This is a genomic window from Paenirhizobium cremeum (assembly GCF_022884085.1).
GTDB lineage: Bacteria > Pseudomonadota > Alphaproteobacteria > Rhizobiales > Rhizobiaceae > Allorhizobium > Allorhizobium cremeum.
This window is the reverse complement of the sequence record NZ_JAGGCS010000002.1, coordinates 587,578-607,821: the sequence shown is the minus strand read 5'-3', so window position 1 is coordinate 607,821 and position 20,244 is coordinate 587,578. Positions and strand designations below refer to the sequence as shown.

Genomic DNA, 20,244 nt, shown 5'->3' with positions numbered 1-20,244 from the left:
GACTCTAATCAATTCTGGAGGAAATTCGCAGTGGCAGGTCATAACGACACGTCTTCCGCTGACGGCAACATAGATACCGCGTGCAATACCCTCCCCGATGCCTTGGCGCGAAGCTCCTACAGCTTGCCATCCAGATGCTTGACATGCGGTTCGCGCAACTGATCGAGACCAATATTCTCGATGGCTTCCATGAGACGGATCAAACGCGCCTGAAGCCCGGGAGGCAATCCTGCGATTTCCGCGTCAACCACATCACCAAGGGTCTCAATCGTCCATCGCATAAGCGCTATATAGCAAATACGCAATAAAAGACAAGCGACTCCTCTTTGGGAAACACGGCGGGAGCGCTCGAACGGCTCAAAGCGCCCGCGCCTTTTCTCGCAGAACGAACTTCTGGATCTTGCCCGTCGAGGTCTTCGGCAGCGGGCCGAACACCACCGTCTTCGGCGCCTTGTAATGCGCCATGTTGGCGCGGCAGAAGTCGATGAGTTCCCTTTCCGTCACCGCCGCCCCCGGCTTGAGACCGATGAAGGCGCACGGGGTTTCGCCCCACTTCTCATCCGGCCGGGCGACGATTGCCGCTTCCATGACGGCCGGGTGCCGGTAGAGAACACCCTCGACCTCGATCGACGAGATGTTCTCGCCGCCGGAAATGATGATGTCCTTCGATCGATCCTTGATTTCGATATAGCCGTCCGGATGGCAGACCGCGAGGTCGCCCGAATGGAACCAGCCGCCGGCGAAGGCCTTGTCCGTCGAGGACGGGTTCTTGAGGTAGCCGCGCATGACATTGTTGCCGCGGAAGAAGATCTCGCCCATGGTCTCCCCGTCGCTCGGGACGGGTTCCAGCGTTTCCGGATCGGCGACCATCAGACCGTCGAGAACCGAATAGCGCACGCCCTGGCGTGCTTTCAGCCGCGCCTTCTCGGAAATGTCGTGATCGTTCCACTCGTCATGCCATGCGCAGACGACGGCCGGACCATAAGTCTCGGTCAGGCCGTAGGTATGGGTAACGTCGAAGCCCAGTCCCTCCATCGCCTCGATGACGGCCGCCGGCGGCGCGGCCCCGGCCGTCATCACCGAAACCTTGTGGTCGATCCCCGCCTTCAGCTCATCCGGGGCGTGGGCGAGCAGGTTGAGCACGATGGGCGCGCCGCAGAAATGGGTGACCTTTTCCGAGCGGATGAGATCGTAGATCGGCTCGACACGCACGGACCGCAGGCAGACGGACGTGCCGGCGGCAGCCGCAATCGTCCAGGGGAAGCACCAGCCGTTGCAGTGAAACATCGGCAATGTCCAAAGATAGATCGGATGATTGGCCATGCCCCAGGTGAGGATGTTGCCCACCGCGTTCAGATAGGCGCCGCGATGGTGATAGACGCCCCCCTTCGGATCGCCGGTGGTGCCGGAGGTATAGTTGAGGCTGATCGCATCCCACTCGTCGGCCGGGCGCTCCCAGCGGAAATCGGGATTGCCGTCCGCAATCAGGTCGTCATAGGTCGTCCGTCCGAGGCGGCGCCCGCCGGAGAAACCCGGGTCGACGATATCGACGATTTCGATCGGCCGCCCGGCGATATGGACGGCGCGCTCCGCCACGTCGGAGAATTCCGGATCGACGATCAGCAGGCGTGCCTCGCCATGGTTGAGAATGAATGCGATGGCCTCTGCATCGAGCCGCGTGTTGATGGCGTTGAGTACGGCGCCGATCATCGGCACGGCGAAATGGCATTCGAACATCTCGGGAATATTGGCGGCAATCACGGCCACCGTGTCACCCCGCCCGATTCCGCGCTCCGACAGGGCGCTGGCGATGCGGCGCACGCGATCGTAGGTTTGCGCCCAGTTGCGCCGCACCTCACCGTAAACCACGGCGGTTCGACCGGGATAGACCTGGGCGGAGCGCTCGATGAAACTCAGCGGCGTCATCTGGGAAAAGTTCGCGGCGTTCTTGTCCAGCTCGCGATCGTAGATCCCCTCCCCGTGCGGAATCGTCATTCCATGCATGATGTGAGCCTCCCAACTCTCATAGACGGGAGGAGTATTACTCAATTGAACGCCAGCGCAATATAGTCCGTTGGGCTAAGGGCTATTTCCGGTTGAAACGGACACGCCGATGCCGGCGGAGCCGCAAACAGAAAAGCCCGGCACGAGGCCGGGCTTCCCTTAAGCAGATCGCAAGAGCGTATCAGGTACCCTGTTGGATGTAGGTGTACTTGCCGTCGGCGCCCTTCTTCCATTCGTACATGACGTAGCCCGGAAGCTTCGGGTCGCCCTTTTCGTCGTAGGAGATTTCGCCGAGAGCGGTCGGGAACTTGCCCTTCTTCATGGCTTCGGCAACAGCTTCCGGTTCGAGCGAGCCGGCAGCCTTGGCGGCTTCGGCGATGACCTGAACGGCAGCATAGGAGTAGAGGGTGTAAGCTTCCGGGTTGAAGCCGGCAGCCTTGAACTTCTCTACGAGGTCCTTGTTTTCCGGACGGAGCGTCGGGTCCGGACCGAAGGTGTTCAGCGTACCGGCAACGGCGTCGCCGGCAATCGATGCCAGTTCGTTCGAAACGATACCGTCACCCGAGACGAGCGTTGCCTTCAGGCCCTGGTCGGCAGCCTGACGGATGATGAGGCCGGCTTCGGTGTGCAGACCACCCCAGTAGATGATGGAAACGCCGGCTTCCTTCATCTTGGCGATGAGGGCGGAGAAGTCCTTGTCGCCGGTGTTGACGCCTTCGTACATGACTTCGGTCAGGCCGGCTGCGTTCATGGCTTTCTTGGTTTCGTCGGCAAGGCCCTGACCGTACGGGGTCTTGTCGTGAACGACGGCGATCTTGGCGTCTTTGAAGTGCTCGGCGAGGTAAGCGCCGGCGATAGAGCCCTGCTGGTCGTCACGGCCGCAGGTACGGAAGGTGTTCCACAGGCCGCGTTCGGTGAAGGTCGGGTTGGTAGCGGCCGGGGTGATTTCCAGGATGCCGTTCTCGGCATAAACTTCGGAGGCCGGGATGGAGACGCCGGAGTTGAAGTGACCGACCACGAACTTGACGCCGTCAGCAACGAACTTGTTGGCGACGGAGATGCCCTGCTTCGGGTCGGACACGTCGTCGCCGAGGACGATCTTGATCTGCTCGCCATTGATGCCGCCAGCCGCATTAATGTCGGCAGCAGCCTGCTCGGCACCCTTCTGGAGCTGTGCGCCGAAGGCAGCGTTCGGACCGGTCAGCGGACCGCCGACGCCGATCAGCACGTCAGCCCAGGCGTTGCCGCCGAAGGCCACGAGAGCCGTCAGCGCAACGGCTGAAAGGAGAGACTTCTTCATATTGTTACTCCCAATTTTTTAAGTGGGTTAGGTTTCGAAAACCCTGCGCAATACCCACCATGACTGCGCCGGAAAAGCTGTTCCACTCTTATGAGAGCCGCATTCATTCGCCCAATCTGAGGCAAGAAAAACGCGGCTGTCAATCTTTCTTCTTCCACGAGAACGGTGAGGTCCGCTCGTAGAGCCAGTAGTAATTATCGACCATTTGCGTGGTCCGCCGGCTCTGGAAGCCGGCGATGGAAAATACCAGAAGCAGAACGACGTCGACCAGGTAAAGCACCGGGCTAACCATCGGCCCCTGGAACAGGGCGTAGTGCAGGAAACGCAGCGCGAAACCCAGCAGCAACGTATAGATGACCACCGTCGGATAGCCGTGCCAGCCCTCCGCCACCGCCTTGCCGGTGCGCCACGCGGTCCAGAAACCGAGCAGCAGGACGAGGAAGCGCAGCACGTAGCGAACGCCGGTATCGCTTTCGAAAAACAAGCCTTGCATATCTATTCTCCCCGCCCGCTCAGTGGTGGCCGCCTTCGAGATAGGCCGCGCGGACAGAAGGATCCGCGAGCAGTTCCTTGCCCGTGCCGCTCATCGTCACCTTGCCGTTGACCATGACATAGGCACGGTCGGAAAGTTTCAGCGCGGCAAAGGCGTTCTGTTCCACGAGGAAGACGGTGAGGCCTTCCTCCTGGTTCAGCTTCTTGATCGCCTCGAAGATGCCCTTGACGATCAGCGGTGCAAGACCGAGCGACGGCTCGTCCAGCAGAAGCAGCTTCGGACGCGCCATCAGCGCGCGGCCGATGGAGAGCATCTGCTGCTCGCCGCCCGACAGCGTGCCGCCACGCTGGCTCTGGCGCTCCTTGAGGCGCGGGAACATGGTGAAAACCTTCTCCACGTCCTCATGGAAATATTTGAGGTTGTCGAGGCCTGCCCCCATCTGGAGGTTTTCCAGAACGGTCATGCGCGGGAAAATGCGACGTCCTTCCGGCGACTGGGCGATACGGCGACGGGCGATCAGATGCGTCGGCATCTTGGTGATATCCGTACCGTCGAAGGTGATCGTGCCTGTGCGCGCCTGCGGGCTGCCGCAGATCGTCATCATCAGCGTCGACTTGCCGGCGCCGTTCGCGCCGATCAGGCTGACGATCTCGCCCTGGCGGACTTCGACGTCCACCCCGGCCAGCGCCCGGATGTTGCCATAATAGGTTTCGACACCCTGTACTTTGAGAAGCAGTTCACCGGCCATTACTCTTCACTCCCGGAAACGGCTTCGACCTCGGAAATCGCTTCGGTCAATTCTTCATCCTCGACACCCAGATAGGCGGCGATCACCTTCGGGTCGTTCTTAACTTCGCTCGGCGTGCCGTCCGAGATCTTCTGGCCGTATTCGAGCACCACCACATGGTCGGATATTTCCATGACCACCGACATGTCGTGCTCGATCAGCAGCAGCGAGGTTCCCTCGTCGCGGATGGAGCGCAGAAGCGCGTTGAGCGCCAGGGATTCCTTCGGGTTGAGGCCTGCGGCCGGCTCGTCAAGGCAGAGCAGTTCCGGCCCCGTGCACATGGCGCGGGCGATTTCCAGGCGGCGCTGGGCACCGTAGGGAAGGTCGCCGGCCGGATCGTCGGCACGCTCGACGAGTTCAGCCTTCTCCAGCCAGTATTTCGCCTTCTCGATCGCATCGGCCGCCGCCCGCTTGTAGGCCGGCAGGCCGAGCAGTCCGAGCACGGTATAGCCCGACGCCTTCATCAGCGCGTTGTGCTGGGCGACGAGCAGGTTTTCCAGTACCGTCAGCCCCGAGAACAGGCGGATATTCTGGAAGGTGCGGGCGACCTTGGCGTGCTTGGTGATTTCGAAATCCGGCAGGCGTTCGAGAAGATATTCCCTGCCCGACTTCTGGCGGAGCGTAATCATACCCATCGTCGGCTTGTAAAAGCCTGTGATGCAGTTGAACACCGTCGTCTTGCCTGCACCGTTCGGGCCGATCAGCGCAGTGATCTCGCCGCGCCGGGCTTCGAAGGACAGGTCGTTGATGGCCATCAGGCCGCCGAACTTCATCGAGAGATGTTCGACTTTGAGGATCGTGTCGTTCGTCATCGTAGTGGTTCCGGAAGTCATCAGCCGTGACCTTCCTTGGTAAAGCTTCCCGAGACGGCCTTGCTCTCCTTGAGGAAGGCGGTCGGTTGACGCGAGCCGACGAAACCGCGCGGCTTGAACAGCATGACGACGATCATGGCGAGGCCGAACAACAGCATGCGGTAGAGTTCCGGCGTGAAGTCGGGCCCGAAGACGTGCTTCAGGAATTCCATCTCGCGCAGGAGCTCGGTGCCGCCGACCATGACGATGGCCGCAATCGCGATCCCCGTCAGCGAGCCCATGCCGCCGAGAACGACAATAGCGAGAATGACGGCCGATTCCAGGAAGACGAAGCTTTCCGGGGAAACGAAGCCCTGGCGTGCCGCGAAGAAGGAGCCGGCGAAACCGCCGAACATCGCGCCGGTGGCGAAAGCGGTAAGCTTGGTCGTCACCGTGTTGATGCCGAGCGAACGGCAGGCGATCTCGTCCTCACGCAACGCTTCCCAGGCCCGGCCGATGGGCATCCGGCGAAGACGGATGGTGACATAGGCCGTGAGCAGGCAGAGGCCGAGGATGAGATAGAACAGGAAGATCTTGTAATAGACCGACGACATCGGCAGCCCGAACATCTTGGCAAAGCCGGTCGGAGACGCATCGAACTTGATGCCGAACAGCGTGGCCTTCGGGATGCCGGAAATACCGAATGTTCCCTTGGTCACATCCGTCCAGTTGATGAGCACGAGGCGGATGATTTCGCCGAAGGCGAGCGTCACGATGGCCAGGTAGTCGCCCCTGAGGCGCAGCACCGGAAAGCCGAGGATAATGCCCCAGAAGGCGGCGAGAATACCCGAAAGCGGCAACAGGACCCAGAAGGACAGGCCGAACTGCTGTGACAACAGCGCATAGGAATAGGCGCCAACCGCATAGAAGGCCACGTAACCGAGGTCGAGCAGTCCGGCAAGACCGACGACGATGTTGAGACCCCAGGCCAGCATGACGTAAATCAGGATCTGGATGCCGAAATTGTCGACGTATTTCAGCGAGCCCTGCAGCCCGGTCAGCGCGATGATGACAGGCGGATAGAGCAGCAGCGCCAGAAGCGCGATCTTCAGGAAATGCTGGTGGAAGAAGGAGGGCTTTGCCTCGATCTCGTGCACCGGCACCTGGGCGCGGCGTTCCTTGCGGGCGCGGGCCCAAGGATGGAAGAAGCCGACGACCAGGAAGCGGCCAACCGCCGCAATCGCAACGAAGATCGCCAGCAGGCCCCAGCGGGGATACCAGATCAGGGCATTGTTGATGTCCTGATCGGTCTTGATACCGACGTAGAGGATGAACAGGCCGAGCGCTAGAAGTCCTGCGAAAAGGCCTTCCTTGAGCGCGCGCGCAAGGGTTCCGGGTTGAGACGTGCCGGTCACGTTTGCAGAATTCGTCATGGGATCAGACCTTCTCGACTTCCGGCCGGCCCAGAATACCCGTGGGCTTGAAGATCAGTACGAACGCCAGGATGGCAAAGGTTGCGACATCCTTGTAGGCGATACTGAAATAGGCGGACCAGAGCGACTCGATGAGGCCGATCAGTAGACCGCCGAGAACGGCGCCTGGAAGCGAACCGATACCGCCGAGAACGGCTGCGGTAAACGCCTTGACGCCAGGGATGAAGCCGTCGTTGAACGATGCCACGCCATAATACATCAGATACATCGTGCCGGCGACGGCTGCGAGGGCCGCACCCATCACGAAGGTGATGGAAATCGTCCGGTCAACGTCGACGCCGAGGAGCGCGGCCATCTTGCGATCCTGTTCGGTGGCGCGCTGGGCGCGGCCGAGCGGCGTCTTGTTGACGATGTACCAGAAGGCGAACAGCAGCACCGACGTGATGGCGACGATGACGAGCTGCTTCAGCGAAATGGTGATCGCGCCGAAATGATAGACATCGTTGACCAGCGTCGGGATCGGCTTGTTGCGCGGGCCCTGCGTGACCTGAATGAAGTTGGAAAGCGCGATCGACATGCCGATTGCGGTAATCAGCGGCGCCAGACGGAACGAACCGCGCAACGGCCGATAGGCGACGCGCTCGATGGTCCAGTTCCACAGGCCTGTCATCAGCATCGCGATCACCAGCATGATTAATAGCGCAAGCGCAACCGGGATGCCGGCGAAAAACGATGTCAGGATGAGGAAGACGATGAGAGCGGCAAAGCCGCCGAGCATGAAAATGTCACCATGGGCAAAGTTAATCATGCCGATGATGCCGTAAACCATCGTGTAGCCGATTGCGACAAGGCCATAGATGGATCCAAGAGTCAGCCCGTTGATGAGCTGCTGGACGAAGTACTCCATTACCAATCCCCCGGGCGCGGTCCGAGTGCTTCCCGCGCCTCTTGTATGTTGCCCTTACGGGTTCTTAACATGGAGAAAATCCATAGCGTTTTGTCCGCAAATGTGAAGCCTAAAAGCCGGGCATCGCGCATTTTATTGCCATTTGCTCACAATTTGGCGCAAACGAAATCAATTTCATCAAAAAAGCGGCATCAAATGCCTCTGAAATGAACAGGGCCGCAGCGATGCAGCCCTGTCGTCTATCCCTAAAGGAATAGTCGCCACGGTTCAGGATCGCATGCGCGAACCGTTGGCGTCGAACAGAGGCTGCGGCTGAAGCCGGGCCGGAAGTTCCTCGCCGAGGATTTCGATCGACCAGCCCTCGATCTCGTCCGCGATCTCCTTCGGAACATAGCCGAGCGCAATCGAAACGCCGCTGGCATGGGCAAAACCGCCTGACGTTACCCAGCCCTTCACCTCGCCATGGAGGAAGATCGGCTCGTCGCCGATCACGTCGGCGTCCTTCGCCGAAACCACGAAGGTCCTGAGCCGCAGGCTTCCTCCCTCCGCCTTCTCCCGCAGAGCCGCGTCCTTGCCGATGAAGACGGCTTCCTTGCCGAGCGCGACGAAGCGTGACAGGCCGGCCTCCAGCGGCCCGTAGAGCGGCCGGTATTCGCGCGACCAGCTGCCGAAGGATTTTTCCAACCGGAGCGCATTGAGGGCGCGCGCGCCGAACAGGCGGATGCCGAACTCCGTTCCGGCATCCATGATCGCGTCGAAGAGATAGCGCTGGTATTCCGGGCGAACCCAGATCTCGTATCCGAGATCGCCAGTATAGCTGACACGACCGACAACCGCCGGCGCCATGCCGAGGTCCATCTCGCGAATGTCCATGAACGGAAAAGCGGCGTCCGAGACATCGAGATGGGTCAGCTTCGCCAGCACGTCGCGGGCTTTCGGCCCGGCGATGGAGAGACCGACAAGGCCGAGACCGAGCGAATTGACCTCAACCGAGCCATCGTCAGGCAGATGCTGTTCGAACCAGCGCATGTGGTAGTCCTCGGCAATGCCCGAGCCGATGACGAGGAACTCCTCTTCATCGAGATTGGCGACGGTGAAATCGCCGATCAGTTTGCCGGCCTCGTTCAGCATCGGCGTCAAGGCCATCCGCCGGGCCGGGGGAATGCGTCCCGCAAGCAGCCAGTCGAGCCAGTCGCGCGCGCCGTCGCCGGAAACGGAATATTTGGCATAGCCCGAGGTCTCCATCAGGCCGACGCCCGCCCGCACAGCCTTGGCTTCCGCGCCGACCGAATCGAAATCGGTCGAACGACGCCAGGAGAACGTGTCCTCGACGCCTTCGGGCGCAAACCACAGCGGCGTTTCGAGACCGTAGGACGCGCCGAAAACGGCGCCCGCCGCCTTCAGCCTGTCATAGATCGGGGTGGTCAGCAGCGGACGCGCCGCCGGCAGCTCCTCGTTCGGGAAGCGGATCGAAAAACGGCGGGTATAGTTCTCGCGAACCTTGGCATTGGTATAGGCGAGCGTCGCATAGTCGCCGTAGCGGGAAACGTCCATGGCGAAGACGTCGAAGCCCGGATCGCCGTTTATCATCCAGTTGGCGAGCGCAAGGCCCACGCCGCCGCCCTGGCTGAAGCCGGCCATGACGGCGCAGGCCGACCAGTAATTGGTCATGCCGCGAACCGGACCGACGAGCGGGTTGCCGTCAGGCGAGAAGGTGAACGGGCCGTTGATGATCTTCTTGATGCCGGCCTTGTTGAAGGCCGGGAAATGGCGAAATCCGACCTCGAGCTCGGGCGCGATGCGCTCCAGATCCTCGGCCAGCAGTTCATGGCCGAAATCCCACGGGGTGGTAAGCGGCGACCAGGGACGGCAGGCCTTCTCATAGGTGCCCATCAACATGCCGTTGCGCTCCTGACGGAGATAGATCTCGCCGTCGAAGTCCACGCAATGCTGGATCTCCTTGCCGGTCTTGCGGTTGTATTCGATAACCTCAGGCATGTCCTCGGTGATGAGATACATGTGTTCCATGGCCAGCACCGGCAGTTCGAGCCCGACCATGCGTCCGACCTCGCGCGCCCACAGGCCGCCGGCATTGACGACATGTTCGGCGCGGATCTCGCCCTTGTCGGTGATGACGCGCCAGGTGCCGTCCTCCAGCTGCACGAGGTCCTCGACCCGGGTGTGCAGATAGATCTCCGCGCCGTTCTTCTTCGCGGACTTCGCATAGGCATGGGTGACGCCGTAGGGATCGACATGGCCCTCGTTCGGATCGTAGACCGCGCCGACGAAATGGCTCGGATCGAGCAGCGGCATCATGTCGGCCGCCTCCTTCGCCGTCAGCAGTTCGGCGTCCATGCCGGCATACTTGCCCTTGGCGAGGACGGATTTCAGCCATTCGAAACGCTGCTGGGTCGCCGCGAGCATCAGGCCGGAGGTCAGGTGAAGTCCGACATCCTGGCCGGAGTACTCCTCGATCTCCCTGTAAAGCTCGACCGTATATTTCTGCAGCTTGGCGACGTTGGGATCGCCGTTGATCGTATGGATGCCACCGGCGGCATGCCATGTGGAGCCGGATGTCAGCTCCGAGCGCTCCAGCAGCACGACATCCGTCCAGCCGAACCTGGTGAGATGATAGAGCACCGAACATCCGACGACACCACCGCCGATGACGACGACCCTGGCATGGCTCTTCATGAAAAATCTCCGGTCTTGCGAACGCCCCGAAAGGCCTGAAAATCCGCGTTGAAAGTCTGAAAACCGGGCCAGCCTAGAGGCTATTTGTTTCGTTCAATAGATCGTACTGCGAAGCGAAATGTCGCTTCGGACATGATTTTTATCCCGTCCGCGCCACTTGCGGCAGCCTCGGCCAGGCCGGGTAATGGATGTTCCAACACCTCGCCGCCCCTGCCAGGATCATGTCGGATCACGCTCAAGCACGTTGAAACGTCATGGCTTTTCAGGCTTCCGCATCGGAGGCGGCTTTGGCACGCTGGGGGCTGTTCAAGGGGGTAGCCGACAGCCTCGAGATTCCGAGCGCCGACCGCATGGCTGAACAAAGGCGTGATGGAAAGCGCATCAGGAAGAGACCGGGCGCCTGTGGATGGTCATTGCCCGGCCGCCTCGGCGCCTGCCGATCCGTCCGGAATGCCATACCCAGCAGGTAGAGGTGAATTCCCCACCCGGCTTCAGGGCAAACCGGGAGACGAAACGAAGCTATCCACGGTCATTGTTCTGAAGCGGTCCGCTCCAGAAACGTCCTGATCGCCGCAATGACAGTGACATTCGCTTCGGCATGGACCGCATGGTTCGCCCCCGGCACTTCAAGAAGCTCCCCCTTGGGGATTCGCTCCGCAATCAACCGGGAATGGTTGGGAGGGCAGATCCAGTCCTCCGCACCGCAGATAACCAGCGTCGGCACAGGGATGTCCTTGAGGCGATCACGCAGGTCGTAGAGCCGTTCCTTGAAAAGCGCATTATGGGTTTCCGCATGCAGGTGCATGGTGCGGGTCCGCTCCAGCGCTGCGTCCGGATCAAACTTCTCGTAATAGAGCGGCTGGAGAGCGAGCCAGATGAGACGAAGCTCCGTATCGTCCTTGACCTTGTCGGAAAACATCTTTTCGAGCATCGAAAGCGAGGCGCTCGACGCCTTGTGGAGGCGTTCCTTGAACACCACCATGGCGTCGTCCTCGTGATGGTAGCTCGCCGCCGTGCCGCGCAGGATAAGCCGGGACAGGTTGTGGCCATATTTGACGGCATAGGTCAGCGCGATCATGCCGCCGAAAGAACCGCCCTCGAGAATGATCTTGCGGCCGCCGCACAGGTTCACACGAAAGGCTTCAACGTCATCCGCCAATTGCTCGAATGTATAGGGCGGCGTCAGGCTGGTCTCGCCGCATCCGCGCTGGTCGTAAGCAATCAGGCGATACTTGTCCGACAGCGGCTTGTAGGCGTTGTATTCGCCGCGGCGGTCGCCGATGCCCCTTCCCCCATGTAGCGCGATGATGGTTTCCGCATCCGGATCGCCGATTTCGTCGTAAACGAAGGTGGCGTTGTTCAAAGTCACTGTCGGCATGGATTGTCCCCGATCTGGCAAGCAGGCATCCCGCGCCAAAGGGGCGCGGGACGCGGGATCGTCAATTGGCAGGCTTCATGTCGAAGGCTCGGACCCAGTCGTCGCCGCGCGGCGTCCAGGTGATGCGCTTGGAAATCCCGAAGGTTGCGGGCTGCGTGTAGAGGAAAAGCGCAGGTGCCTCGTCGCACATGACTTCAGTCGCCTTCTTGTAGGCCTCCTGACGCTTGGACTTATCCATCGTCGAGCGGCCCTCCGCCAGCGCCTTGCCGAAATCCGCATTGTCCCAATAGGCGTACATGTTGCCCGGCGCGAACAGGGTCAGGAGACCGTCGGCATCGATCGTCGGCCAGGCCTGGCTGAGCAGGCTCAAGGGGGCAAGATCCTTCGCCTTCAGATACTTGTCCATGTAGGCGCTGAACTGCATCTCGACGATCTTCGTCTTGACGCCGATCTCCTCGAGCTGGCTGGCGACGGCCTGCACCACCTCCCCGCCGTTGAGATAGGTTCCGCTCGGAACATCGAACTCGATCGGTTCCGAAGGAGCGCCGCCTGCCTGCTCCAGCAGTTCGGCCGCCTTGTCCGGATCGTAAGGATAAGGCTTGAGGTCCGGATTGAAGCCGAAATAACTCTTCGACATCACCCCGCAGCCGGCGATCTCGGCCTGATCGTCGAAGATGGCCTTGATGATGCCTTCCTTGTCGACCGCATAGTTGAGGGCCTGCCGGAACAGCTTGTTGTCGAGCGGCGGCTTCGTGGTGTTGAACTTGATGAACACGGTGCGCGTGCTCGGCACGGCGCCGGCCTGGGCGCTGCCATTGTCCTTGATGCGCTGGATTTCGGTGGTGGGAATCGAATTCACGAAATCGACTTCACCGGCGAGAAGGGCCGCGACGCGGCTCGCCGGTTCGGGGATGACGCGGATGACAACCTGATCGAAATCGGGCTTCCCGCCCCAGTATTGCGGATTGGCATCGAGCGTGAAGCTTTCGCCCGGCTTCACCGAACTGAGCACATAAGGGCCGCCCGACGCCGTCTCGGTTGCCGGCTTGTGCTCCGCCGCCCACTTCGGCGGGAGAAGGAAGAACATCGAGAGCTGCTCGATCATCGCCGGATAGGGCGCGCTCGTCTTGATCTCGAGCTCGGTCGGGCTGACGACCTTGACGTCCGAGATCAGCGTGAACCAGGCCTTGATACGGGCGTTGAGCGCCGGATCCCGCACGCGGTCGAAATTCCACTTCACGGCTTCCGCATCGATCTTCTCACCGTCATTGAACGTCGCGTCCGACCGCAGCGTGATCCGCCAAGTCAGGTCGTCGACGCTCTTCCATTCCGTGGCCAGCGACGGCACGATCTTCATGTCCGGGGCTCGCAGCACCAGCGACGGATAGATATGGCTGAGCAGGCTGAGATCGGTGCCCACCGATGCCGTCATGTGCGGATCGAACGTGTTGACCGTATTGGTGATGCCAATCGTCACCGTCTTGCCTTGGGCCAGCGCCGTGGTCGACATCAAGGCGCTCAATGAAACGGCGGCGACCGCCGTAGATATCAGTTTCCAGTCCATGTTCCGTCTCCTTCTGGTTTGAGAATATTATTGTTTTTCATGCTGTTATGCTTTCCTGCAAGGAACGGACTTTCCTCTATCGCGTATCCTTGAGAATAATCGGATCGAACTTTCCGGTATCGAGGAAGGTCTCGATCATCTGCCTGTGGGGTTCGATGTCGATGCCGTTCTCCTTCAGCCAATCGGGGTTGTAGTAGGTGGAGGTGTAGCGGTCGCCGCTGTCGCAGATGAGCGAGACCAGCGAGCCTTCCTCGCCTGCCGCCATCATGCAGCCGGCGATCCAGCACAGGCCGAAGAAGTTGGTGCCCGTCGAACCGCCGACCCGCCGGAACAGCCGCTCCGACAGGACGTGCATGGCTGCAACCGACGCCGCATCCGGGATCTTAATCATGTGGTCGATGACGCCCGGAATGAAGGACGGTTCGACCCGCGGCCGCCCGACTCCCTCGATGCGCGAGGGCCTCTCGCATGTAACGTTCACGTCGCCGGAACAATACGCATCGTAGAAAGCGGAGTGTTCGACATCCACGACGCAGAGCCTTGTCGGGAAATTCCGGTAGCGGATATAGCGTCCGATCGTCGCCGAGGTGCCGCCGGTGCCGGCACTCATCACCACCCAGGCCGGATGCGGATGGCGCTCCGCCTGCATCTGCTCGAAGATACTCTCGGCGATGTTGTTGTTGCCGCGCCAGTCGGTCGCCCGCTCCGCATAGGTGAACTGGTCGAGATAATAGCCTCCAGCCTCCTCTGCCAGGCGCTGGGCGACATGATAGACCTCGCCGGGGCTTTCGACGAAATGGCAGCGACCGCCGAAGCGCTCGATCGCCTCGATCTTCTGGCGGCTGGTCGAGCGCGGCATCACCGCGATGAAAGGCAGTTCCAGAAGATGGGCAAAATAGGCCTCGCTGACCGCGGTGGAGCCGGACGAGGCTTCCACCAGCGTCGTCCCCTTCCGGATTCGGCCGTTGCAGATCCCGTAGAGGAAGAGCGAACGGGCGAGCCGGTGCTTCAGGCTGCCGGTCGGATGGGTCGACTCGTCCTTCAGGTAGATCGAGATGCCCTTCAGCCCCTTGAAGACAGGGTTGACCAGATGGGTGTCGGCCGAGCGGCGGCCGTCACCCTGCAGGATGCCGATCGCGTGCCGCGCCCAGTCCCGATCCTCGCTTTCGGGCAGCCGCATCACCGGCGGACAGGATTGCGTCTCCGACATGGGTCAGGCCTTTGCGGGAATGGCGATGACGGCCTCGACCTCGACCTTGGCGCCCTTCGGCAGAGCGGAAACCTCGAAGGTGGCGCGCGCCGGATAGGGCGCGGAAAAGGCAGCGCCATAGGCCTCGTTGATGGCCGAAAAACCTGAAAGGTCGGTCAGCAGGATCGTGGTCTTGATCGTCTTCGACAGGTCGGTGCCGGCCGCTTCGGCAATCGCGGCGATGTTCTTCAGGCACTGCTTCATCTGCTCGACGGCATCGTCGGAATTGAAATTGCCGGTCGACGGATCGATCGGAAGCTGCCCGGAAACGAACAGCAGATCTCCATGCCGGACAGCCTGCGAATAGGGCCCGATCGCGGCTGGAGCGTTTGCGGTCGATATGGCATTCATGGTGTTCTCCTCGTTCGTGTTATCGGCCCTCGACCGGTGTCGAATGACCAAGTGTATGCATCAGGCGATTGGCCCAGCCGAAGATCGCGGCGGAGTGGATGAGGTCGACGATCTCGGCTTTCGAAAGACCGTGGTCTCGAAGAGCCTGCACCTGATCCCTGCCGACCTTCGCGGGCGTCTGCGACAGCGTCCTGCAAAAATCGACGATCGCCTGGATCTTCGGATCGAATGGACCGTCGAGACCGCGCATGTAGATTTTCTCGACCACATCGGAGCGGCCGGAAAGCTCCACGTAGCGTCGCGCGTGGACGGAGGCGCAATAGACGCAGCGGTTGACGGCGGAAGCGACGAGCGCGCCGAGTTCCCTTTCGGCCCGGTCGAGCCCCCCCTTGGCATACATGATGGCGTTGAAGAGCTTCGTCCGTGCCACATAGGATTCCGGATCGTGCGCGAGCGTGCGCACATAGGCTGACACCTTGGTGTTGGAAGGTGTCACCTGCATGGCCGCAAGCTGCTCCTCCGACGCGGTCACCACATCGACCGGCTCGATATAGGGCGCCCAGGCGAGCGCCTTGACCTTGAAACGCGACGCACTCATGCCACCAGCTCCAACGCTTGCAGGCCGACGATCACCCGCGCCTCGAAATTGACGAAGGCGATCAGTTCCGAGAGTGCGATGATCTGCGGGTTCGACAGTCCGGCGGCACCGAGACGCTCGATATCGCTTCTGGTGTTGTCGCGTGGCGTCTTGGTAACAAGGTCGGCATGGCGGACGAGCGCCTGCGTGAAAATATCCGCATCCGACGGCAGTTCGCCTGCGGAAGCGATCGCTGCGAGCGTTTCGTCGCTGCCTGCCTCCTCGAGCATCAGGTCATAGCTCTGCGCCAGATCGTTCCGGCCGATCAGCCTCGCCATGCGGGCGGCGAGCGCTGCGCGCATGGGATGGCCGATGCCGAATCCGTGGTTGGGCTCCAGCACCGTCTGGCGGCACAGTTCCGTCCCTTCCACATAGTCCGGCCGCTCGCGGCGGATCCGGTACAGTTCGGAATCCGGCTTTATCCCCGACAGGATATCAATCTGGTCCATGCATCAAGTCCTCATGCTGTTGTTCCGGTCCCGGTCCGCGCCATGCACGGATCGAAGCCAGACAGGAATTCGGTGCGGTCGCCTGAGACAGGCGGGAGGCGGCCGTGATCGGCGTCAAAGTATTCGGATTGCCGCCATGATCGACGCCGTCGCCATCCGGGCGGAACCAGCCGCCGGTCGGCAGGACGGCGACACCTGGCATCACGCCCTCATCGATCGTCACGGCTGCGATCACGCGGCCCCGCTCGTTGTAGAGTTCGCAAAGATCGCCATCCTCGACGGCGAGCTCCTTCGCATCCAGGGCGCTCAGCGTCACACGTTCGCAGCCCTTCAGCTTGGCGCCCTGGCTTGCGGGACCGTATTCAAGCTGTCCATGCAGGCGGTGCGCGGGCTGTGGCGAAAGAAGATGGAACCGGTATTGCGACGCAAGCGGCGCGCCGAGCCACTCCTCCGGCTCCATCCATGCGGGATGCCGGCCGATATCGGGATAACCGAAGCTGCCGATCGTGCCGGAGGCAATCTCGATGCGGCCGCTCGGCGTCTTCAGAGGCACCGCTTCGGGGTTGTCCCGAAAGCTTTGGAAGTGATCGGCGGGCGCCGGCGCTTCCTCCCCTTCGTCCAGAACCGCAAAGCCCCGCGAGCGGAAGGACGGGAAATCGGGCAGTTCGGGGTATCGCTCGCGATAGCCTTCATAGATGTGCGCCAGCCAGTCGTCGATGCAGCGGTTTTCATCGAAGGCCTCGCGGCAGCCGAGCTTGTCGGCGATCAGGCAGTAGGCCTCGTGATCGGCAAGCACCCCTTCCGGAGGTTCCATGACGCGTCGGCTGTAGACCAGCCAGTTGTCGCGTGAAGAGGCCACCACGTCGTCCCGCTCGAAGGGAAAGGCCGATGGAAGCACGATATCCGCCATCTTCGCGGTCGCAGTCCACATATTCTCCGTGACGATCACCGTTTCCGGGCGCCGGAAGGCTCCCGCAAGGCGATTGAGGTCCTGGTGATGATGGAACGGATTGCCGCCCGCCCACCAGAGGAGCCGGATATCGGGCAGTTCGAGGACCCGCCCGTCGTAGTCGATCCGGCCGCCCGGATTTTCGAGAAGCTCCGTGATGCGCGCCACCGGAATGAAATGGCGAACGGGATTCTTTCCCTGATCGAATGCCGGACCTTTCAGCCGGCGCACCGGCTGGCCCACCGCATTGACAGCGGTCAGGCCAAAGGCGAAACCGCACCCCTTCCTGCCCACATGGCCGGTCATGGAAGCGAGCGCGATCGCGCCCCAGAACGGCTGTTCACCGAAGCGGGCGCGCTGTAGCGACCAGGCAACGTTAATCAGGCTGCGATAGTCGTGCAGGTCTTCGGCGATTTCGATGATCGTATCGGCCGGCACGCCGGAGATTGCCGACGCCCAGGCCGCGTCCTTGGCAATGCCGTCCTTCTCCCCGATCAGATAGCTTTCGAACTCTCCGAAGCCCGTGGTGCAGCGCTTCAGGAATTCACAATCGAACAATCCCTCGTCCAGCAGCGTGTGGCACATGCCGATCATGACCGCCACATCCGTGTTCGGACGGAGCGGGATGTGGCGCACATTCGGTCCGGGCGGCGCATCGCTCGCCGTCGGGCTGAACACGACGATGCGGACGCCCCTTTCCTGGCAGCGTCTCAGCCACTCGCCCGCGCGATGGCTGCCGGTGCCGCCCGCCTCGACCTGCGCATTGGTGAGCCGGAAGCCGCCGAAACCGACGAGCAGTTCGCAATTCTCTGCAATGTCGTTCCAGGAGGGCGCCGTATCGCAGGCGTCCTTATAGTCGCTTCCCAGGATATGCGGCAAAAGCACGCCGGCCGCGCCGTAGGAATAGCTGTTGACCGAAGACGTGAAGCCGCCGGCGAGATTGAGAAGCCGCTTGAGCTGGCTTTGCGCATGGTGGAAACGGCCGGCGCTCGCCCAGCCGTAGGAGCCGCCGAAAATCGCCTGGTTCCCGTAAGTGGAGCGCACGCGACGCAATTCATCTGCGACCAGTCCTGCGGCCGCGTCCCAGCCCACCGCGACGAATTCCTCCCGGCCCCGACCGACGCCCATGCCGGCCAGCGGTCCATTCTCCAGCCAGGAACGCCGCACCATGGGCGCACGAATTCGCTCGGGATGATCGGCAAGCGCCAGATAACCGAGCCCTATTTGCGAAGGATCGGGATCATGCCGGAAAGGCATGAGCAGCGGTTTCCCGTTCGCGCCAAAGCCGACCTCATAGGTTCCGAAATGGGTCGCGAACAGGTGCATTGCGCCTAGCCTCTCAAAACGAAGTGCCGATTCCCGACCGCCTGTAGCGAGGCATCCTCAGGCGGCAGGTTGGCATTGACATCGAAAGCGACGGGCCGGCGGTTGCGCTCGATATCCGGGTCGGGAACCGGGATCGCCGAAAGAAGCGCCTTCGTATAGGGATGCTGCGGATTCTCGAAGATCGCGTCGCAGGGGCCGATTTCGACGATACGGCCGCGGAGCATGACCGCGACCCGATGGCAGAGGTAGCGGATCATCGACAGGTCATGCGCGATGAAGAGGTAGGTCAGCCCCAGCTCGTCCTGCAGATCCTGGAACAGGTTGACGATCTGCGCCTGGATTGACACGTCGAGCGCAGTGATCGGCTCGTCCGCGACGATAAAGGCCGGATTGAGTGCAATTGCCCGGGCGATATTGACGCGCTGCCTCTGCCCGCCGGAAAACTCGTGCGGATAGCGCTTCATGAACGAGGGGTCGAGGCCGACCTTCCTGAAGAGCGAGGCGACCCGGTCCTGCCGCTCCGACCGCGCGCCGGCAAGCCCGTGCACATCGAGCGGTTCGGCGACGAATTCACCGACCGTCATGCGCGGATTGAGCGAGGCGTAAGGGTCCTGGAAGATGATCTGCATGTCGCGCCGGTAGGGCTTGAGCATAGCCTTGGAAAGACCGGTGATGTTCTTGTTCCTGAACAGGATGTCGCCGCTCGTCGGTGCCTCGAGCTGAAGCAGCACCCGCCCGGTCGTGCTCTTGCCCGAGCCGGATTCGCCGACGAGACCGAGCGTCTCGCCGGCCGCAATGTCGAAGCTGACATTGTTGACCGCCTTGAACGCAACTGTCGAAGACCCAAACATTCCCCCTCTGCCACCATAGGCCTTGCAGAGCTGGTTGACGGAAACGAGAGCGGGCGCGTGATGCTCGGTCATGCCTGCGCCTCCATGCGCGCCAGCTCGGCACGCAGGTCGTACCATGCCGCCACCCGGTGGCCGGGAGTGCTGTCGGCAGCATCGACCAGCGGCGGCGTTTCCGATTTGCATCGCTCCGTGGCGAAGGGATTGCGCGGCGCGAAGGGATCGCCGACCGGTTCCTTCGTCAGATCGGGTGGATTGCCCGGAATCTGATAGAGTCGGTTGACACCGCGCCGGCCGCCATGTGGAAGCGATTTCAACAGGCCCCAGGTGTAGGCACTGCGCGGATCGTGGAAAACGGAGCGAACCGGGCCGCGCTCCATGATGCGGCCGCCGTACATGACCTGCACGGTATCGGCCAGTCCGGCGACCACGCCCATGTCATGGGTGATCCAGATGACGGTCGTGCCGGTCTTGCGTTTCAGCTCGCGGACGAGATCGAGGATCTGCGCCTGGACTGTGACGTCGAGAGCCGTCGTCGCCTCGTCGGCGATCAGGAGCTTCGGGTTGCAGGAAATACCGATGGCGATCATCACCCGCTGGCGCATGCCGCCCGAGAATTCGTGCGGATACTGTCGGGCACGGCGGGCGGCATCGGGAATGCCGACCAGTTCGAGAAGTTCGATCACCCGCGTCCGCGCCTGGCTCGTCGATATGCCGAAGTGCCGGCGCAGCGGCTCGGCGATCTGCCGCTCGATCGTCAGCACCGGATTGAGCGAGGTCATCGGGTCCTGGAAGACGAAGCCGATCTCCTTGCCGCGCAAGTCGAAAAGTTCGCGTTGCGAGAGTTTCAGCAGATCGCGACCGTTGAAGATCACCTCGCCGCGGACGATACGGCCCGGTGGCGTCGCAATCAGACCGACCATCGAAAGCGCATGCACGCTTTTGCCGGAACCGGATTCGCCGACAATGCCGAGGGTCTCGCCCTCCTCAAGTGTGTAGGACACATCGTTGACGGCATGCACCGTGCCGGATGGCGTATCGAACGCGACAGTAAGATTGCGGACTTCGAGCAGCGGAGCCATGG

Annotated in this window: 17 protein-coding genes; all 17 read right to left on the bottom strand. The window is 61.7% G+C overall.

Going from position 1 to position 20,244, the window contains the following annotated elements; all coding sequences use genetic code 11:
- Positions 1 to 357: 357 nt before the first annotated feature.
- Positions 358 to 2,004 (bottom strand): acyl-CoA synthetase, encoded by a 1,647-nt coding sequence (locus J5N58_RS06300; RefSeq protein WP_425314454.1) that lies wholly within the window; start codon positions 2,002 to 2,004, stop codon positions 358 to 360.
- 181 nt (positions 2,005 to 2,185) lie between these two features.
- Positions 2,186 to 3,304 carry a branched-chain amino acid ABC transporter substrate-binding protein gene (locus J5N58_RS06295; RefSeq protein ID WP_112828541.1) on the bottom strand — a complete coding sequence of 373 codons (1,119 nt, stop codon included), beginning with the start codon at positions 3,302 to 3,304 and terminating at the stop codon, positions 2,186 to 2,188.
- Between the two features lie 139 nt (positions 3,305 to 3,443).
- A complete protein-coding gene (locus J5N58_RS06290; protein ID WP_112828542.1) occupies positions 3,444 to 3,797 on the bottom strand; it encodes a DUF6867 family protein in 354 nt (117 codons plus the stop codon).
- Between the two features lie 19 nt (positions 3,798 to 3,816).
- Positions 3,817 to 4,545 carry an ABC transporter ATP-binding protein gene (locus J5N58_RS06285; RefSeq protein ID WP_112828543.1) on the bottom strand — a complete coding sequence of 243 codons (729 nt, stop codon included), beginning with the start codon at positions 4,543 to 4,545 and terminating at the stop codon, positions 3,817 to 3,819.
- Entirely contained in the window at positions 4,545 to 5,417 is an 873-nt protein-coding gene (locus tag J5N58_RS06280) for an ABC transporter ATP-binding protein (RefSeq protein WP_112828544.1), read from the bottom strand. The genes J5N58_RS06285 and J5N58_RS06280 overlap by 1 nt, the downstream gene beginning before the upstream one ends.
- Positions 5,417 to 6,808 carry a high-affinity branched-chain amino acid ABC transporter permease LivM gene (livM, locus tag J5N58_RS06275; protein ID WP_112828545.1) on the bottom strand — a complete coding sequence of 464 codons (1,392 nt, stop codon included), beginning with the start codon at positions 6,806 to 6,808 and terminating at the stop codon, positions 5,417 to 5,419. Before livM ends, J5N58_RS06280 begins: the two co-directional genes overlap by 1 nt.
- Positions 6,809 to 6,812: 4 nt before the next feature.
- On the bottom strand, positions 6,813 to 7,715 hold the full coding sequence (locus J5N58_RS06270) for a branched-chain amino acid ABC transporter permease (RefSeq protein ID WP_244710080.1): 903 nt from the start codon (positions 7,713 to 7,715) through the stop codon (positions 6,813 to 6,815).
- 267 nt (positions 7,716 to 7,982) lie between these two features.
- Entirely contained in the window at positions 7,983 to 10,409 is a 2,427-nt protein-coding gene (locus J5N58_RS06265; protein WP_244710077.1) for a GcvT family protein, read from the bottom strand.
- Positions 10,410 to 10,938: 529 nt separating this feature from the next.
- Positions 10,939 to 11,787, bottom strand: a complete 849-nt coding sequence (locus J5N58_RS06260) for an alpha/beta fold hydrolase (protein ID WP_113424585.1) — start codon at positions 11,785 to 11,787, stop codon at positions 10,939 to 10,941.
- 61 nt (positions 11,788 to 11,848) lie between these two features.
- Positions 11,849 to 13,351 (bottom strand): ABC transporter substrate-binding protein, encoded by a 1,503-nt coding sequence (locus tag J5N58_RS06255; protein WP_113437071.1) that lies wholly within the window; start codon positions 13,349 to 13,351, stop codon positions 11,849 to 11,851.
- 76 nt (positions 13,352 to 13,427) lie between these two features.
- Positions 13,428 to 14,561 carry a PLP-dependent cysteine synthase family protein gene (locus J5N58_RS06250; RefSeq protein ID WP_113340582.1) on the bottom strand — a complete coding sequence of 378 codons (1,134 nt, stop codon included), beginning with the start codon at positions 14,559 to 14,561 and terminating at the stop codon, positions 13,428 to 13,430.
- A gap of 3 nt (positions 14,562 to 14,564) precedes the next feature.
- Complete coding sequence (locus tag J5N58_RS06245; RefSeq protein WP_113340583.1) at positions 14,565 to 14,951, bottom strand: Rid family detoxifying hydrolase; 387 nt, start codon at positions 14,949 to 14,951, stop codon at positions 14,565 to 14,567.
- A 19-nt stretch (positions 14,952 to 14,970) separates the two neighbouring features.
- Positions 14,971 to 15,549 carry a peroxidase-related enzyme gene (locus tag J5N58_RS06240; RefSeq protein ID WP_112828552.1) on the bottom strand — a complete coding sequence of 193 codons (579 nt, stop codon included), beginning with the start codon at positions 15,547 to 15,549 and terminating at the stop codon, positions 14,971 to 14,973.
- Positions 15,546 to 16,037 (bottom strand): CMD domain-containing protein, encoded by a 492-nt coding sequence (locus tag J5N58_RS06235; RefSeq protein ID WP_113424580.1) that lies wholly within the window; start codon positions 16,035 to 16,037, stop codon positions 15,546 to 15,548. Before J5N58_RS06235 ends, J5N58_RS06240 begins: the two co-directional genes overlap by 4 nt.
- Entirely contained in the window at positions 16,024 to 18,312 is a 2,289-nt protein-coding gene (locus J5N58_RS06230; protein WP_244710075.1) for a molybdopterin-dependent oxidoreductase, read from the bottom strand. Before J5N58_RS06230 ends, J5N58_RS06235 begins: the two co-directional genes overlap by 14 nt.
- Positions 18,313 to 18,317: 5 nt before the next feature.
- Positions 18,318 to 19,235, bottom strand: a complete 918-nt coding sequence (locus tag J5N58_RS06225) for an ABC transporter ATP-binding protein (RefSeq protein ID WP_112828555.1) — start codon at positions 19,233 to 19,235, stop codon at positions 18,318 to 18,320.
- Positions 19,232 to 20,242 (bottom strand): ABC transporter ATP-binding protein, encoded by a 1,011-nt coding sequence (locus J5N58_RS06220; RefSeq protein WP_244710073.1) that lies wholly within the window; start codon positions 20,240 to 20,242, stop codon positions 19,232 to 19,234. Before J5N58_RS06220 ends, J5N58_RS06225 begins: the two co-directional genes overlap by 4 nt.
- Between the last annotated feature and the right edge of the window lie 2 nt (positions 20,243 to 20,244).

Coding starts and splice junctions, on each gene's coding strand:
- J5N58_RS06280 (WP_112828544.1), bottom strand. CDS start 5,417: ATGACTTCCGGAACCACTACGATGACGAACGACACGATCCTCAAAGTC.
- J5N58_RS06285 (WP_112828543.1), bottom strand. CDS start 4,545: ATGGCCGGTGAACTGCTTCTCAAAGTACAGGGTGTCGAAACCTATTAT.
- J5N58_RS06260 (WP_113424585.1), bottom strand. CDS start 11,787: ATGCCGACAGTGACTTTGAACAACGCCACCTTCGTTTACGACGAAATC.
- J5N58_RS06265 (WP_244710077.1), bottom strand. CDS start 10,409: ATGAAGAGCCATGCCAGGGTCGTCGTCATCGGCGGTGGTGTCGTCGGA.
- J5N58_RS06225 (WP_112828555.1), bottom strand. CDS start 19,235: ATGACCGAGCATCACGCGCCCGCTCTCGTTTCCGTCAACCAGCTCTGC.
- J5N58_RS06300 (WP_425314454.1), bottom strand. CDS start 2,004: ATGCATGGAATGACGATTCCGCACGGGGAGGGGATCTACGATCGCGAG.
- J5N58_RS06290 (WP_112828542.1), bottom strand. CDS start 3,797: ATGCAAGGCTTGTTTTTCGAAAGCGATACCGGCGTTCGCTACGTGCTG.
- J5N58_RS06255 (WP_113437071.1), bottom strand. CDS start 13,351: ATGGACTGGAAACTGATATCTACGGCGGTCGCCGCCGTTTCATTGAGC.
- livM (WP_112828545.1), bottom strand. CDS start 6,808: ATGACGAATTCTGCAAACGTGACCGGCACGTCTCAACCCGGAACCCTT.
- J5N58_RS06230 (WP_244710075.1), bottom strand. CDS start 18,312: ATGCACCTGTTCGCGACCCATTTCGGAACCTATGAGGTCGGCTTTGGC.
- J5N58_RS06270 (WP_244710080.1), bottom strand. CDS start 7,715: ATGGAGTACTTCGTCCAGCAGCTCATCAACGGGCTGACTCTTGGATCC.
- J5N58_RS06240 (WP_112828552.1), bottom strand. CDS start 15,549: ATGAGTGCGTCGCGTTTCAAGGTCAAGGCGCTCGCCTGGGCGCCCTAT.
- J5N58_RS06295 (WP_112828541.1), bottom strand. CDS start 3,304: ATGAAGAAGTCTCTCCTTTCAGCCGTTGCGCTGACGGCTCTCGTGGCC.
- J5N58_RS06250 (WP_113340582.1), bottom strand. CDS start 14,561: ATGTCGGAGACGCAATCCTGTCCGCCGGTGATGCGGCTGCCCGAAAGC.
- J5N58_RS06245 (WP_113340583.1), bottom strand. CDS start 14,951: ATGAATGCCATATCGACCGCAAACGCTCCAGCCGCGATCGGGCCCTAT.
- J5N58_RS06235 (WP_113424580.1), bottom strand. CDS start 16,037: ATGGACCAGATTGATATCCTGTCGGGGATAAAGCCGGATTCCGAACTG.
- J5N58_RS06220 (WP_244710073.1), bottom strand. CDS start 20,242: ATGGCTCCGCTGCTCGAAGTCCGCAATCTTACTGTCGCGTTCGATACG.